We start from the raw sequence: 12,373 nt of genomic DNA, 5'->3' as shown, positions 1-12,373 counted from the left end.
CTGATGACTGACCCCGGTCAGAGCCCCCAAGGGCGCCGAACGCTTCAAGGCGTGCGGCGCCCTTTTTCTTCTACAATCATCTTCATCTTCACCTCTGTCTCCCGCACCATGTCGTCCTACCGAGGCCGTTTTGCCCCCTCTCCCACAGGCGCCCTTCATGCAGGCAGTCTTGTCGCTGCCATGGCGAGCTTTCTCGATGCGCGCGCCCACGACGGCGTCTGGCTCGTTCGCATCGAGGACATCGACCCGCCCAGGGACATTCCGGGCGCAGGCGAACACATCATCCGCACCCTCGCAAGGCTCGGCCTTGCATCGGACGAGCCCGTTCTCTGGCAGCACGACAGACACGAAGCATATCAGGCGGCCCTCGATCGCCTGATCGCCCAAGGGCGCGTATACGGCTGCGCCTGCTCCCGCAAGGAAGTTGCCCTTCGGGCCGCCGAGCTTGGTCTTTCCGCCGGCGTCTATCCCGGCACATGCCGCTTGGGAACGCACGGTCGCCCCGTGCGCGCCATGCGTTTTCTGACGACTTCAGGAACCACCACCTTCACAGACCGCCTCTGCGGCGACTTCACGCAGGACGTTGAGCACGAAGTCGGCGACTTCGTGCTCAAGCGTGCAGACGGCCTCTGGGCCTATCAGCTCGCCGCCATCGTCGACGACATACATCAGGGCGTCACCGACGTGGTGCGCGGCGCCGACCTGCTCGACAACACGCCTCGTCAGATCCAGCTCATCGAGGCGCTCGGTGCCCAAGCTCCCCGCTACATGCATCTGCCCTTGGTACTCAACCCCGAGGGACAGAAGCTCTCTAAGCAGCAGGGAGCAACGCCCCTTGATGAAGACGATCCACTCGGCGAACTCGAGCGTGCATGGATGCACCTCGGATTCGACAGACTTGGTGCAGACTCGATTCATGCCTTCTGGGATGCGGCGCTCCCCCTCTGGAAGTCGAGGCACGCCGTCCCGTAATGCCTCCGAAGAAGGCGCAGATGCGACAAAAGGCGGCGCTCTCAAGAAGAGCAACCGCCTTTTGAAAGGAAATCGTGGTGACGATCAGCGGATGATGCGCGGCGCCGCCGAAGCCATGCGGGCCATGGCCGAGTCGTCCGGGTGCGCATGCTCCTCAAGCATACGGTCCATCGTCTCGTCGCTTTCGTCCTCTTCATCCTCGCTCACGATGCGGTCTGCGATAGACAGGAAGCCCGGCACGACGACATTGTCGTCGCCCACGGCATCCTCGTCGGAAGGTTCGGCGACTTCCGTCACCTTCACCTCGAACTGAAGCGCCATGCCTGCGAGCGGATGATTGGTTTCGAGCACCGCCATGCCATCGGCAATGTCGGTCACGTGCCAGCGTCGGCCGTCATTGGCCTCGCCGGGCACGCCCTCGAAGACAAGACCACGGACCACGGTCTCGGGGTTGCCCAGACGTTCAACCGGCACCATGACGAGCGAATCGGGATCGTATTCCCCGAAGGCATCCTCGGGCTCAAGCTTGATGAAGAAGCCTTCGCCGGGAAAGCGGCCCTCAAGCGCAGCCTCGAGCTTCGGGAAGATGTCGCCGTGCCCGTGCAGATAGGTGAGCCCCTCGGGGCCCGATTCCTCAAGAATCTTTCCGGACATGTCCGCCATGCGAACGGACAGGGTTACGAGCATGTCTTTCTTGACGGCAAGCGCCATGTTTTCACTCCCAGCCGCACTCGGCAGCCGCCTCTTCCAGACGTCTCCAACCCGTTGGCCGTGAGACGCCGGGGCGCAGCAGCAGGTACAGCATCAGAAAAATATTTGCGCCCGGACACATCACGAACAGTGCCCAGGCCCCCGAATGACCGGCATCGTGCAGCCTGCGCGCCGCGGACACGGTCATGAAGATAAGAATGAGATTGATGAGGAGAGGATAGACGAAGCGGCCGATCCAAGTCAGCATCTCGTCGCTGATGAACTCGGCGTCGGCTATCGGATTGATCATGAGCCAGAGAAAAAGCCCCGCCAGAAGCGCGCCCGTCGTCTCCTGGGCGTAAAGCCTCCTCCCGCTTCGGAACTGCGGGCAGAATCCCATGGCGAGCCTGCTCCAGCGCATGATGCCCCGCCTCAGAGCCCCTCGAGGATCTGCACCCATCGCACGAACGCAGACTGGGTGAGACGCCCCTCGTTGCGCGCGGCAACAAGCCCCGCCCTGACGGCGGCAACCTCACCCTCACGGCTTTCAGGCGAAGCTTCGATGCGCGCCTTCGCTCCTGCGATGAGATCGGAGGCCCAGTCTTCGGCCTCGGCACTCATGCGTTCGCGAATGATCGTGCCCTCCAGATCGGGCCCCGGCTCCACGACCTCGCCCTCAAGCGTCTCGCGCACTTCGCGCGCAGGACACCTGACGGTGTCGCTCCGTTCGGTTCGACGCACGGGCGCGGCATCCCTCACCGTCATCACGGCAAGCGGATCCGGACCGAAGCGGTTGAGCCCCTTCTTGCCCGGCATCAGACCGAGGATGACGAGCACGATGATCTGAAGGCCTGGCACGATCAGAAATACCGCCGCAACGGCCCCATAGCTGATGTCGTGCAGCCGGCGCACGACGGCCGACACCAGAAAGGCGGCCAGAAAGAGGAGCCACCCCCATATGAGAAGATCGAGTCCCTTCTGCGCGGCGCCTCCGCCCGCAAGGCCCGAAAGCGAGTCGAGCGCCAGTCCGCCTGCCGTAGCAAGCACGGCCAGCGCCGCAAGCGTGCGCCAGTAGGCACCGCGGCTCGCACGTCCCTTGAAGGACAGAGAGAGGATCTCATTGACGGCCACACTCATCGTTCATCAATCCCTGAAGGCAAGCGGTCCAAAACTTGAAAAGCCCCGGAGGACCTCTACGAGAGAGTCCGGATCCGAGGCTTTGAACGCACCTGCGGCAAGCCGCAGGCCGGATGCGCCTTTCGGCGGTCAGCGGAGCTGCTCGGCGAGAAGCGTCAGGATGCTTCCGGCGGAACCGGTCGTATCGGCGCCACCATCGGCACCGAGCACCTGAATGCGTGTCACGGAGCCTTCATCGCCCAGATGGATGCGGTATTCGGGCGCCTCAATGGCCTCGTCGGAACCGAAGACACGCTTGAAGAAACCGCGTTCGGACTTGACCTTGGCTTCATAGGCGGGGTCAAGGTAGCGGACGATGAAGTTGCCGGCGGCACGGTCGCGGTCGACAAGCTCAAAGCCCATGCGGTCGATGAGGAGCCCCGTGGTGCGCCAGGCGCGGTCAAACGGTTCCTTGAGGACGACTGCCTCAAGCGTGCCGTCGGCAGCCTTCACGACATCGCTGCGGGACTCGCGCTTGGTGATGTCCTCAACAACGGCCGCATCGGCCTTCTTGATCGGTTGGGCATCGGGATTGAACTCCTCGTCGATGCGGATGGCCAGACGCTGGAGCATTTCGGCCTCCATCGTCGGATCGGAGGGACCGGGCTGCCAGACCGTGGAGTCGCTCTGAGAGCCAGTGACGACCTCAACCATCGAACGATGCGTCAGGAAGATGTCACTCGTGCCGTCGTCATTGCGCTCGATGCGGCAACGGTACTGATCGCGTTCGCCCGTGGAGTAGGCGAAGTCGAGCACCTTGCCGATCGTGCCGCGGATGATGTCCTGCGGGAGCTTGGCCTTGTTTTCGGCCCATTCGGTCTCAAGGTAGCCGGTCTTGGCGTCCTGACGACGAATCGTGAGGCCGACGCTCGGCCAGAAGTCTGTGACGACGGTCCAGAGCGGCTCGGCGTCGGCGTTGACGCGAAGCCAGCGCTCGTTGCCGTCGCGCATGAGCTTGGCAACGACCGTGCGCTGCACGATGGAGCCGCGCTCCTGAGTGGCTTCGCCTGCGACCTGAGCCCTTGCCATCTCGGTGTTGGCACTGACGACGCCCGGACGGGACGGCACCTCGAAGCGGTTTTCATTGGCGACAGGCGCAAGATCAGGCGGCACTTCGAGATTGGCACGCGTATTGGAGGCTTCGTACTGGACCTTGTCGTCCGTAAAGTTGATGCCGAGAGCCGAGCAGCCGCCAAGGACCAGCAGAGCAGGACAGAGAGCGGCGGCACGCAGCGTACGCTTATTCATCGGGGTAATCCTTTGCTAGAGAAACCAATGCGGAACCGTGCGTCGAACACAGGCCGGGAAGGCCCCGTCCGGAATAGCTCCGCGAAAAAACGTCTCCGCCGTGCGAAGACCTCCGACCGCAGGGCGGCCGACAATATCTTGAAGAGTTTAGCAAACTTGACCGCCTCAAGGCGCTTTTGAAAGCGTGCGATTGCGGTAATTACGGAGGTCCGCCCTCAGATACCGAGCCCCGCCTCAAGCGGTGCGGCGTAGCACTCCGCAGGCGCATGCTTCATGAGGACGATTCTCGCGACGCACGTGTCGGCGGGAGTGAGTCCCTCCTCGTAGGCGACGACTCGCGCATCGGCAGGAGCCAGGCGAATGAGCTCCCCCTCCGTCAGATAGTGGTCGGGATTGCGCGGATGCTCCCAGATCATCATGTTGGCTTCCGTGAAGGTCTCCATGATGAGGACGCCGCCCGACATCAGGCTATCCCAGTAATGCGGAAAGTGCGGCCTGTGCAGGTAGTTTGTCACGACGATGCCCGCAAACCGCTCCGCCTCCCAAGGCCAGGGCTCACCCTCGAGATCCCTGCACTCGAGCGTCACATTCGGGAGCTCCGCAAGGGCCTCGACGCCCGTCAGGTCGATGTCGCAGGCAAGAACCCTGTGGCCCTCAAGAGCCAGAAGCGCCGTATGCCTTCCGGGCCCGCAAGCCACGTCCAGCACCTCGCCCTGACGGGGCAGCAGGTGCTTCCAGCTAAGCACCCAAGGCGAAGGCCTCGTGAAACATTCGGAATAGTCGTTGCGCGCCATGGCACCTCCCGTCACAGCACGAGCTCGACGAGCCAGCGTCCCGCCTCGAGGAAGGGACGAGCGAAGAACCCGAGGCCGCCGCCCGCCATCAGCACGACGAGGATCACCATGCCGTAGGGCTCGATCCTGTCCAGAAGGCTCCTGCCGCTCGAGGGCAGAAGTCCCCTCAGGATGCGGCCGCCGTCGAGCGGCGGAATCGGAATGAGGTTGAAGGCCATCAGCATCAGGTTGACCGAGATGCCGGCCGCGCACACGCTGATCACAAACCGCTCGGAGATCCCGAGCATCACGACGAGCTTGAGCACCACGGCCCAGCCGATCGCCTGCAAAAGGTTGGAGGCGGGCCCCGCAAGCGCCGTGAGCATCATGTCGCGGTTGAAGTGCCTGAAGTAACGCGGATTGATCGGCACGGGCTTGGCCCAGCCGAAGACGAAGCCCGCGCCGCCCGTGAGAGCGGACATCAGGACAAGCGCCCCGGGCACGAGCACGGTGCCGACGGGATCGATGTGGGGAACGGGATTGGCCGTCACGCGGCCGAGAATCCAGGCGGTGTCGTCGCCAAGCTTCTTCGCCGCCCAGCCGTGCGCGGCCTCATGGAGCGTGATGGCGAAGATGAGCGGAATGGCGTAGACGCAGATGATCTGAATGGCGTTTTCAATCATGGAAGGAGCAAAGGCTTCGGGGTGCAGTGGAAAGACTGCGCCCGGATGGATTTACGGAAGGGGTTCAATCGTGAAAGTCTGCCACAAACCCGCGCCGTGCACGCCGACCGACCCGCGTAAATGTCGACAGACTGTTTGAAAACGTGTCAACGGCGACGCGGAATGATGCGCCAGACGGGCGTGAGATCCTCGGGAATCTGCGGCTGCGTGCCGGGCATGGGACGCACGGTGCCGGGCGCATGCCAGTCGGAGCCCGAACTCGCGAGAAAGTCCATGCGGCGCGCGACGTCCGCAAAGAAGACGTCCGCATCACGAGACTGGGATCCTGAGCAGACCTCAATCGCCTCGCCGCCCGCGTCCCTGAAGGCCTTGAGAAACTCGTCGAGCATCCAGGACTCGCTGAAGCTGTAGCGTCCGGGATGTGCAATGACCGCGACGCCGCCCGAATTGTGGATGACGTCGACCACTTCGGTGAGTCCCGGCCAGTCGATGTCGACGCAACAAGGCCTCCCCGTCTTGAGAAAGCGGTCGAAGGCCTCCTGATACTCCTTCACGACGCCCTCCTGCATGAGCCAGCGTGCGAAGTGAGTGCGGGAAAGGTTGTCCTTGTTGTCGGCAAGCGAAAGCGCGCCCTCGTAGGCGCCGCGTATGCCGTAGAGCTGCTCGAATCGTTCGCCGATAAGGCGGCCGCGCCGGTCGCGCTTGGTGCAGATGCTGCTGAAGAATGCGTCGATGCCTGGCGCATCAGGATCGACTCCGAGCCCCACAATGTGCACGACGCGTCCTCCCCATCCCGTCGAGATCTCCACGCCGGGAATGAACCCGACGCCGAGCTCCTCGGCGGCGGCCGATGCCTGCCTGACGCCGTCCATCGTATCGTGGTCCGTCAGCGCCATGAGCTCCACGCCGTTTGCATGCACGAGACGCACGAGGTCGGCGGGCGAAAGCTTCCCGTCGGAAACATTGGAGTGCATGTGCAGGTCGATGATCATCAGAAGAGCCTTGCGCGGGAAGTATGTAGTAATTTTTTGATTATACGGCCGCGCGTTCAGGACCGCTTGAGGCGGACATGGTATTCGGCTCACTTGAAAAGGCGTCCCCTTGCCCCCATATAAAGCGTATTGCTTCAATTGCGCGCGGGCCCGCTCCGGCCGCGGCGGGCGCATGATCCCGCCTGCGCCGCCCGCACTGCGCGCGAACACACAGGAATTCATATGGACGCCCTTCAGAAACTGCTTTTCCAGCGTGCCGCCGTCCGCGGCGAGACCGTCGTGCTTCACGACGAATTCAGCCGCTCGGTCGAGCATCAGCATCTGCCCCTCGCCGTTCGCCGCTTGGCGGGCGAAGTGACGGCCTCCGCACTTCTTGCGGCAGCCGCCCTCGAGTTTGACGGCACGGTGCTTCTGCAGATTGCGGGCGACGGTCCCATCAAGCTACTCGTGGCGGAAGTCCGTCCCGGCCTCCTCTTCCGCGTCTCCGTGACGATGCGAGAGGACGCTGGCGAGATCAGCGCCGACGCAGGCATGACCGAACTCGTCAACGCAGGCGGCCGCGGTCGCTGCGCGCTCATTCTCGACCAGACGGGGCGCGATCCCGACACCCAGCCCTATCAGGGCGTGGTGAGTCTTGCAGGTGAAACCTTCGCCGAAGCCATGACGAACTACTTCGCGACGAGCGAACAGGTCGAAACGAAGATCAAGCTCGCAAGCGACGAATCCGGCGTCGGCGGTCTGATGCTGCAGAAAATGCCGCTTCTCGGCGGCAAGGCCCTTCCCGAGGACTTCGACGAGGAAGGCTGGCAGCGTCTCAAGATCTTCGCCGACACCGTCAAGAGCGAAGAGCTTCTCACGCTCGATCCCGAAGAGATCAACCGCCGTCTCTTCTGGGAGGAATCCCCGAACGTCACGCTCGAAGCCAGGCCCGAATTCAAATGCCGCTGCTCCGACGAAGGCGTGCGGAGCATGATCCTTTCTCTGGGCCGGGAGGAGGCCGAAGCCATCATCGCCGAACGCGGCTCGATCGACATCACCTGCCACTTCTGCGGTCAGGTACGCTCCTTCGACAGCGCTGATGTTGCCTCTCTTTTCGCGGGCGCTCCCGCCCAGCCCAGAACGCTCAACTGATCAGGTCTTCCAGGGAGGAAAGCTTCACTTTCCTCCCTACTTCACGAGCAAAGAAAAAACGCACGGTCCGATTGCGGCGGATCGTGCGTTTTTTTCTTGCCTTACTGGCGCTTCGTGCGGGACGGAGGCGCGCGAAGGTTCTTGGGCGCATGGTAGAGGTCGGCGCGCTTCGCGGAGAACGTCGGCGCGGAGCCCGGCTTGATGTTGGGAGAGCGGTAGTCAGGCATGCTCGCGAGCTCGCGGGCCCTCTGCTCATATTCTCCCGGCGTCTCAAGGCGGAAAAGCACCTCGTCGTCCTTCACCATGTAGAGCTCCCTGCGGGCGCGCTCCTCAATGGCGTCCCTGCGGTGCTCAAGCGAATAAAGCTCTGCGCCCAGAGCCTCGTTGCGGTCCTGCTGAACGCGGTTGGCCTCATTCTGAAGCGCGAGCGCCTCCTCAAGCTCGGCGGCACGAAACCATGCGCCGCCGGGCCCGAAGAGCTGGAACCCCACGACGCAGATGCCTGCCGCCAGCACGAGCATGAAGATGCGCGTCATCGCTTCAAGGCGTCCGTCTTACTTGCGAAGGCAGTAGAAGGCATCGCGGCCGGGATACTGAGCCACTTCGGCGAGGTGTTCCTCGATGCGAAGAAGCTGGTTGTACTTGGCCATGCGGTCGGAGCGGCTCATGGAACCGGTCTTGATCTGACCGGCGTTGAGACCAACGGCGATGTCGGCGATCGTGCTGTCTTCCGTCTCGCCCGAGCGGTGGGAGACGACGGCGGTGTAGCCCGCGCGCTTGGCCATCTCAATGGCTTCAAACGTTTCGGTAAGCGTACCGATCTGGTTGACCTTGATGAGGATGGAGTTCGCAACCCCCTTTTCAATGCCTTCCTTGAGGATAGCGGGATTCGTCACGAAGAGGTCGTCACCCACGAGCTGGACGCGCTTGCCGAGAGCGGCCGTGAGCTTGGCCCAACCTTCCCAGTCGCCTTCAGCCATGCCGTCTTCGATCGAGATGATCGGGTACTTGTTGACCCAGTCCTCGAGAACAGCGATCCATTCCTCGGCCGTGAGGGCCTTGCCAGAGGACTTCTTCATGACGTACTTGCCGTCTTCGAAGAATTCGCTCGAGGCGCAGTCGAGACCGATCATGATGTCCTTGCCTGCTTCAAAGCCGGCAGCCTTGATGGCTTCGAGGATGAGCTCGATGGCTTCTTCATGGCTTTCGCACTTGGGGGCGAAGCCGCCCTCGTCACCGACGGCCGTGGACATGCCGCGGGCGTTGATGATCTTCTTGAGGGCATGGAACGTCTCGGCACCGTAGCGAAGGGCTTCACGGAAGGACGGAGCGCCCACCGGAATGATCATGAACTCCTGCAGGTCGAGGTTGTTGTTGGCGTGAGCACCGCCGTTGATGACGTTCATCATCGGGACGGGCATCTGGAGGGCACCCATGCCGCCGAAGTAGCGGTAGAGCGGCATGCCGGCCTCTTCGGCGGCGGCGCGGGCCACGGCCATGGAGACGGCGAGGATGGCATTGGCGCCGAGGCGGCCCTTGTTTTCGGTGCCGTCGAGCGCAATCATCGTGCGGTCGATGTAGGCCTGGTCGGAGGCCTCAAGGCCCATGAGGGCGTCGGCGATTTCGCCGGAGACGTTGGCGACGGCGGTCAGCACGCCCTTGCCGCAGTAGCGCTTCGGATCCTTGTCGCGAAGCTCGAGAGCCTCGCGCACGCCCGTGGAGGCGCCGGACGGCACGGCGGCGCGGCCCATGGCGCCGCTTTCGAGCCAGACTTCGGCTTCAACGGTCGGATTGCCGCGGCTGTCGAGAACTTCACGGCCGATCACATCAATAATTGCGCTCATCTTTTGTCCTTTCGTTTGGATGAAAAAGGGATGTCAAGGAAAGAAGATTCCCGCGGTTCGACGACGTTGCGTGCGGATCGCGGGCACATCAGAATATTTTACCCGTTGATCGTATCTTCAAGGAAGGGGCGGGCCTTCACGAGGCGGTCGATCTCCACAAGGCTCTCGAGGAGCTCACGCATGCGGCCGAGCGGAACGAGGTTGGGACCGTCGCTCTTGGCGGAGGCGGGCGTCGGATGGGCTTCCATGAAGAGGCCGGAGACGCCCGCTGCGACCGCAGCTCGCGCGAGCACGGGAACGAACTGGCGCTGACCGCCGGAGCACGTGCCGTTGCCGCCGGGAAGCTGCACGGAATGTGTGGCGTCGAAGACCACGGGAGCCATCGTCTGGCGCATGATCGCAAGGCTTCGCATGTCGGACACGAGGTTGCCGTAACCGAACGAGGCGCCGCGCTCGCAGACCGTGAAGACGTCGGGGTCAAGGCCTGCAGCCGAGGCGGCCTCACGGGCCTTCTCGACGACGTTGAGCATGTCGCCCGGTGCAAGGAACTGGCCCTTCTTGATGTTGACGGGCTTGCCAGAAACTGCGCAGGCGCGGATGAAATCCGTCTGACGGCAGAGGAAGGCGGGCGTCTGGAGCATGTCGACGACGGAGGCGACGACGGGGACCTCTGCTTCGGTATGCACGTCGGTGAGAACGGGCACGCCGACCTTCTCGCGAACGGCGGCGAGAATGCGAAGGCCCTCGTCCATGCCGGGACCGCGGAAGGAATGGGCGGACGTGCGGTTCGCCTTGTCATAGCTCGCCTTGAAGAGATACGGAATGCCGAGCTCGTCCGTGATCTCCTTCATGGCGGAGGCGATGTCGACGGCCATCTGCTCGCCCTCGAGCACGCAGGGGCCGGCGATCAAGAAGAACGGGCGGTCGAGCCCGATGTCAAAGCCGCAGAGCTTCATGTTTGTTGTCCTCTTGCAGGAGGGCGCGCCCCGGAAAAGTCGTCCAGACAAGACGGCGCCCGAAATGAAAAAGGCAGCCCCACGAACTGCAGTGCCCGTTGAGCTGCCTTGCGTCTAGGTCGGATCAGTCCGGCTTAGGCCTGAGCCTTCTTTTCATCGGCGTGCGCGATCGCGGCCTCAATGTAGGCCTTGAAGAGCGGATGGCCGAAGCGAGGGCTCGACGTGAATTCCGGATGGAACTGGACGGCGAAGAAGAAGGGATGGCCCGGGAGCTCCATCATTTCGGGGAGGTGCTCCGTCGGAGTCTTGGCGGAAATGACCATGCCCTTTTCCTCGAACTGGGCCACATAGGCGTTGTTCACCTCATAGCGGTGACGATGGCGTTCAGCCACGACGTCGCCGTAGATCTTGTGGGCGAGCGTACCCTTTTCGACGGGAACTTCCTGACGACCGAGGCGCATCGTGCCGCCGAGGTCGGACGACTCGTCGCGCTTCTGGACGCTGCCCGTGCGGTCCTTCCACTCGGTGATGAGGGCGACGACGGGATGGGCCGTGTCGGGATCGAGCTCGGTGGAGTTGGCTCCGCCGAGACCGCACACGTGACGGGCGAACTCGATGACGGCCATCTGCATGCCGAGGCAGATGCCGAGGAACGGGATCTTATTTTCACGGGCGAACTCGATGGCCTTGATCATGCCTTCCGTGCCACGCTTGCCGAAACCTCCCGGGACGAGGATCGCATCGACGTCCTGAAGGATCTTCTCGGCGCCTTCCTCTTCGATCTGGCCGGCGTCGACGTAGCGGATCTTGACGCGGGTCTCCGTGCGGATGCCGGCATGGATCAGCGCTTCGTTGAGGGACTTGTAGCTGTCGGCGTAGTCGACGTACTTGCCGACCATGGCGACCGTGACCTCGCGCTGCGGGTTCTTGATGCGACGGACGATGTCCTCCCAGGCGGAGAGATCGGCGGGCTTCGTCTCAAGGCCGAGCTTCTTGCAGACGAGGTCGTCAAGATGCTGGGCGTGGAGCATGAGCGGCACTTCGTAGATCGTGGAGGCGTCGGCGACGCTGATCACGCAGTCCATCGGCACGTTGGAGAAGAGCGAGATCTTGGCGCGCTCGCCTTCCGGGATCATGTGCTCGGCGCGACAGAGGAGCATGTCGGGATAGACGCCCTCTTCGCGGAGCTTCTGAACGGAGTGCTGGGTCGGCTTCGTCTTGAGCTCGCCGGCGGACGGAATCCACGGGCAGAGCGTCAGGTGGATGAAGCAGGTGTTGTTGCGGCCCACGCGGAAGGACATCTGGCGGACGGCCTCGACGAACGGCAGGGACTCAATGTCGCCGACCGTACCGCCGATTTCAACGACGGCCACGTCGGGCTTGCCGTCAAAGGTGCTGGCGGCGCCGCGCTGGATGAACTCCTGAATTTCGTTCGTGATGTGCGGGATCACCTGAACGGTCTTGCCGAGGTATTCGCCGCGACGTTCCTTGCGAAGCACGCTCTCGTAGATCTGACCCGACGTGAAGTTGTTGGGCTTGTGCATCTTCGTGGAGATGAAGCGTTCGTAGTGACCGAGGTCGAGGTCGGTTTCCGCCCCGTCTTCCGTCACAAAAACTTCACCGTGCTGGAAAGGCGACATCGTGCCCGGGTCGACGTTGATATACGGATCGAGCTTGATCATGGTCACCTTCAGACCACGAGATTCCAGAATAGCCGCTAACGAAGCGGCGGCGATGCCCTTGCCGAGAGAAGAGACAACGCCGCCGGTCACAAATACGTACTTGGTCATGAAGAAGAGCCCCACGCAAGGAGGTACAGGAAAAAATTAAAGCCGAGATTATACCTGAAGTTCGGCATACCGCCCGAAAAACGTCTCCGCTTCCGCGCCGCCTCCGAATCAGGCCGAT

Annotated in this window: 13 protein-coding genes; 2 read left to right on the top strand and 11 right to left on the bottom strand. The window is 62.8% G+C overall.

Annotated features, from left to right (window positions below):
* Window positions 1–108 precede the first annotated feature (108 nt).
* Window positions 109–972 carry a tRNA glutamyl-Q(34) synthetase GluQRS gene (gene gluQRS, locus HMPREF3036_RS05385; protein WP_062332235.1) on the top strand — a complete coding sequence of 288 codons (864 nt, stop codon included), beginning with the start codon at window positions 109–111 and terminating at the stop codon, window positions 970–972.
* An 84-nt stretch (window positions 973–1,056) separates the two neighbouring features.
* Here gluQRS and HMPREF3036_RS05380 read toward each other — a convergent pair whose 3' ends face one another.
* From HMPREF3036_RS05380 to HMPREF3036_RS05350, 7 genes are all read right to left on the bottom strand, one after another.
* On the bottom strand, window positions 1,057–1,683 hold the full coding sequence (locus HMPREF3036_RS05380) for an FKBP-type peptidyl-prolyl cis-trans isomerase (protein WP_062332233.1): 627 nt from the start codon (window positions 1,681–1,683) through the stop codon (window positions 1,057–1,059).
* 4 nt (window positions 1,684–1,687) lie between these two features.
* Window positions 1,688–2,083, bottom strand: coding sequence for a DUF805 domain-containing protein (locus tag HMPREF3036_RS05375; protein WP_005435768.1), 396 nt, complete (start codon window positions 2,081–2,083; stop codon window positions 1,688–1,690).
* Window positions 2,084–2,094: 11 nt separating this feature from the next.
* Window positions 2,095–2,799: a DUF805 domain-containing protein gene (locus HMPREF3036_RS05370; protein WP_062332231.1), complete on the bottom strand. Its 705-nt coding sequence runs from the start codon at window positions 2,797–2,799 to the stop codon at window positions 2,095–2,097.
* A gap of 129 nt (window positions 2,800–2,928) precedes the next feature.
* Entirely contained in the window at window positions 2,929–4,086 is a 1,158-nt protein-coding gene (gene bamC, locus HMPREF3036_RS05365; protein ID WP_062332229.1) for an outer membrane protein assembly factor BamC, read from the bottom strand.
* 215 nt (window positions 4,087–4,301) lie between these two features.
* On the bottom strand, window positions 4,302–4,832 hold the full coding sequence (locus tag HMPREF3036_RS05360; RefSeq protein ID WP_231853576.1) for a class I SAM-dependent methyltransferase: 531 nt from the start codon (window positions 4,830–4,832) through the stop codon (window positions 4,302–4,304).
* A gap of 59 nt (window positions 4,833–4,891) precedes the next feature.
* The gene (locus HMPREF3036_RS05355; protein ID WP_062332224.1) at window positions 4,892–5,542 is read right to left on the bottom strand and encodes a site-2 protease family protein; all 651 of its coding nucleotides are present in this window, start codon (window positions 5,540–5,542) and stop codon (window positions 4,892–4,894) included.
* Between the two features lie 146 nt (window positions 5,543–5,688).
* Complete coding sequence (locus tag HMPREF3036_RS05350) at window positions 5,689–6,534, bottom strand: PHP domain-containing protein (RefSeq protein ID WP_062332221.1); 846 nt, start codon at window positions 6,532–6,534, stop codon at window positions 5,689–5,691.
* 222 nt (window positions 6,535–6,756) lie between these two features.
* Here HMPREF3036_RS05350 and HMPREF3036_RS05345 point away from each other — a divergent pair, with 222 nt between their 5' ends.
* Window positions 6,757–7,665: an Hsp33 family molecular chaperone HslO gene (locus HMPREF3036_RS05345; RefSeq protein WP_005435762.1), complete on the top strand. Its 909-nt coding sequence runs from the start codon at window positions 6,757–6,759 to the stop codon at window positions 7,663–7,665.
* Between the two features lie 101 nt (window positions 7,666–7,766).
* Here the strand turns inward: HMPREF3036_RS05345 and HMPREF3036_RS05340 are convergent, their stop codons facing one another.
* The 4 genes from HMPREF3036_RS05340 to HMPREF3036_RS05325 all read right to left on the bottom strand — a co-directional run bounded on the left by HMPREF3036_RS05340 (window position 7,767) and on the right by HMPREF3036_RS05325 (window position 12,255).
* Entirely contained in the window at window positions 7,767–8,201 is a 435-nt protein-coding gene (locus HMPREF3036_RS05340; protein WP_062332218.1) for an FtsB family cell division protein, read from the bottom strand.
* Window positions 8,202–8,219: 18 nt separating this feature from the next.
* Window positions 8,220–9,509, bottom strand: coding sequence for a phosphopyruvate hydratase (eno, locus tag HMPREF3036_RS05335; protein WP_005435758.1), 1,290 nt, complete (start codon window positions 9,507–9,509; stop codon window positions 8,220–8,222).
* A 98-nt stretch (window positions 9,510–9,607) separates the two neighbouring features.
* Window positions 9,608–10,465 (bottom strand): 3-deoxy-8-phosphooctulonate synthase, encoded by an 858-nt coding sequence (gene kdsA, locus HMPREF3036_RS05330; protein ID WP_005435756.1) that lies wholly within the window; start codon window positions 10,463–10,465, stop codon window positions 9,608–9,610.
* Between the two features lie 134 nt (window positions 10,466–10,599).
* The gene (locus HMPREF3036_RS05325) at window positions 10,600–12,255 is read right to left on the bottom strand and encodes a CTP synthase (RefSeq protein ID WP_005435754.1); all 1,656 of its coding nucleotides are present in this window, start codon (window positions 12,253–12,255) and stop codon (window positions 10,600–10,602) included.
* Window positions 12,256–12,373: the final 118 nt, after the last annotated feature.

This window comes from Sutterella sp. KLE1602 (assembly GCF_001578585.1).
GTDB classification, from domain to species: domain Bacteria; phylum Pseudomonadota; class Gammaproteobacteria; order Burkholderiales; family Burkholderiaceae_F; genus Sutterella; species Sutterella wadsworthensis_A.
Note: the sequence above shows the minus strand (reverse complement) of the source record. Positions and strands in the feature narration are given on the sequence as shown.

Excerpts from the sequence above, each read along its gene's own strand:
- gluQRS (WP_062332235.1), top strand. The coding sequence starts at position 109 with ATGTCGTCCTACCGAGGCCGTTTTGCCCCCTCTCCCACAGGCGCCCTT.
- HMPREF3036_RS05380 (WP_062332233.1), bottom strand. The coding sequence starts at position 1,683 with ATGGCGCTTGCCGTCAAGAAAGACATGCTCGTAACCCTGTCCGTTCGC.
- HMPREF3036_RS05375 (WP_005435768.1), bottom strand. The coding sequence starts at position 2,083 with ATGCGCTGGAGCAGGCTCGCCATGGGATTCTGCCCGCAGTTCCGAAGC.
- HMPREF3036_RS05370 (WP_062332231.1), bottom strand. The coding sequence starts at position 2,799 with ATGAGTGTGGCCGTCAATGAGATCCTCTCTCTGTCCTTCAAGGGACGT.
- bamC (WP_062332229.1), bottom strand. The coding sequence starts at position 4,086 with ATGAATAAGCGTACGCTGCGTGCCGCCGCTCTCTGTCCTGCTCTGCTG.
- HMPREF3036_RS05355 (WP_062332224.1), bottom strand. The coding sequence starts at position 5,542 with ATGATTGAAAACGCCATTCAGATCATCTGCGTCTACGCCATTCCGCTC.
- HMPREF3036_RS05350 (WP_062332221.1), bottom strand. The coding sequence starts at position 6,534 with ATGATCATCGACCTGCACATGCACTCCAATGTTTCCGACGGGAAGCTT.
- HMPREF3036_RS05345 (WP_005435762.1), top strand. The coding sequence starts at position 6,757 with ATGGACGCCCTTCAGAAACTGCTTTTCCAGCGTGCCGCCGTCCGCGGC.
- HMPREF3036_RS05340 (WP_062332218.1), bottom strand. The coding sequence starts at position 8,201 with ATGACGCGCATCTTCATGCTCGTGCTGGCGGCAGGCATCTGCGTCGTG.
- eno (WP_005435758.1), bottom strand. The coding sequence starts at position 9,509 with ATGAGCGCAATTATTGATGTGATCGGCCGTGAAGTTCTCGACAGCCGC.
- kdsA (WP_005435756.1), bottom strand. The coding sequence starts at position 10,465 with ATGAAGCTCTGCGGCTTTGACATCGGGCTCGACCGCCCGTTCTTCTTG.
- HMPREF3036_RS05325 (WP_005435754.1), bottom strand. The coding sequence starts at position 12,255 with ATGACCAAGTACGTATTTGTGACCGGCGGCGTTGTCTCTTCTCTCGGC.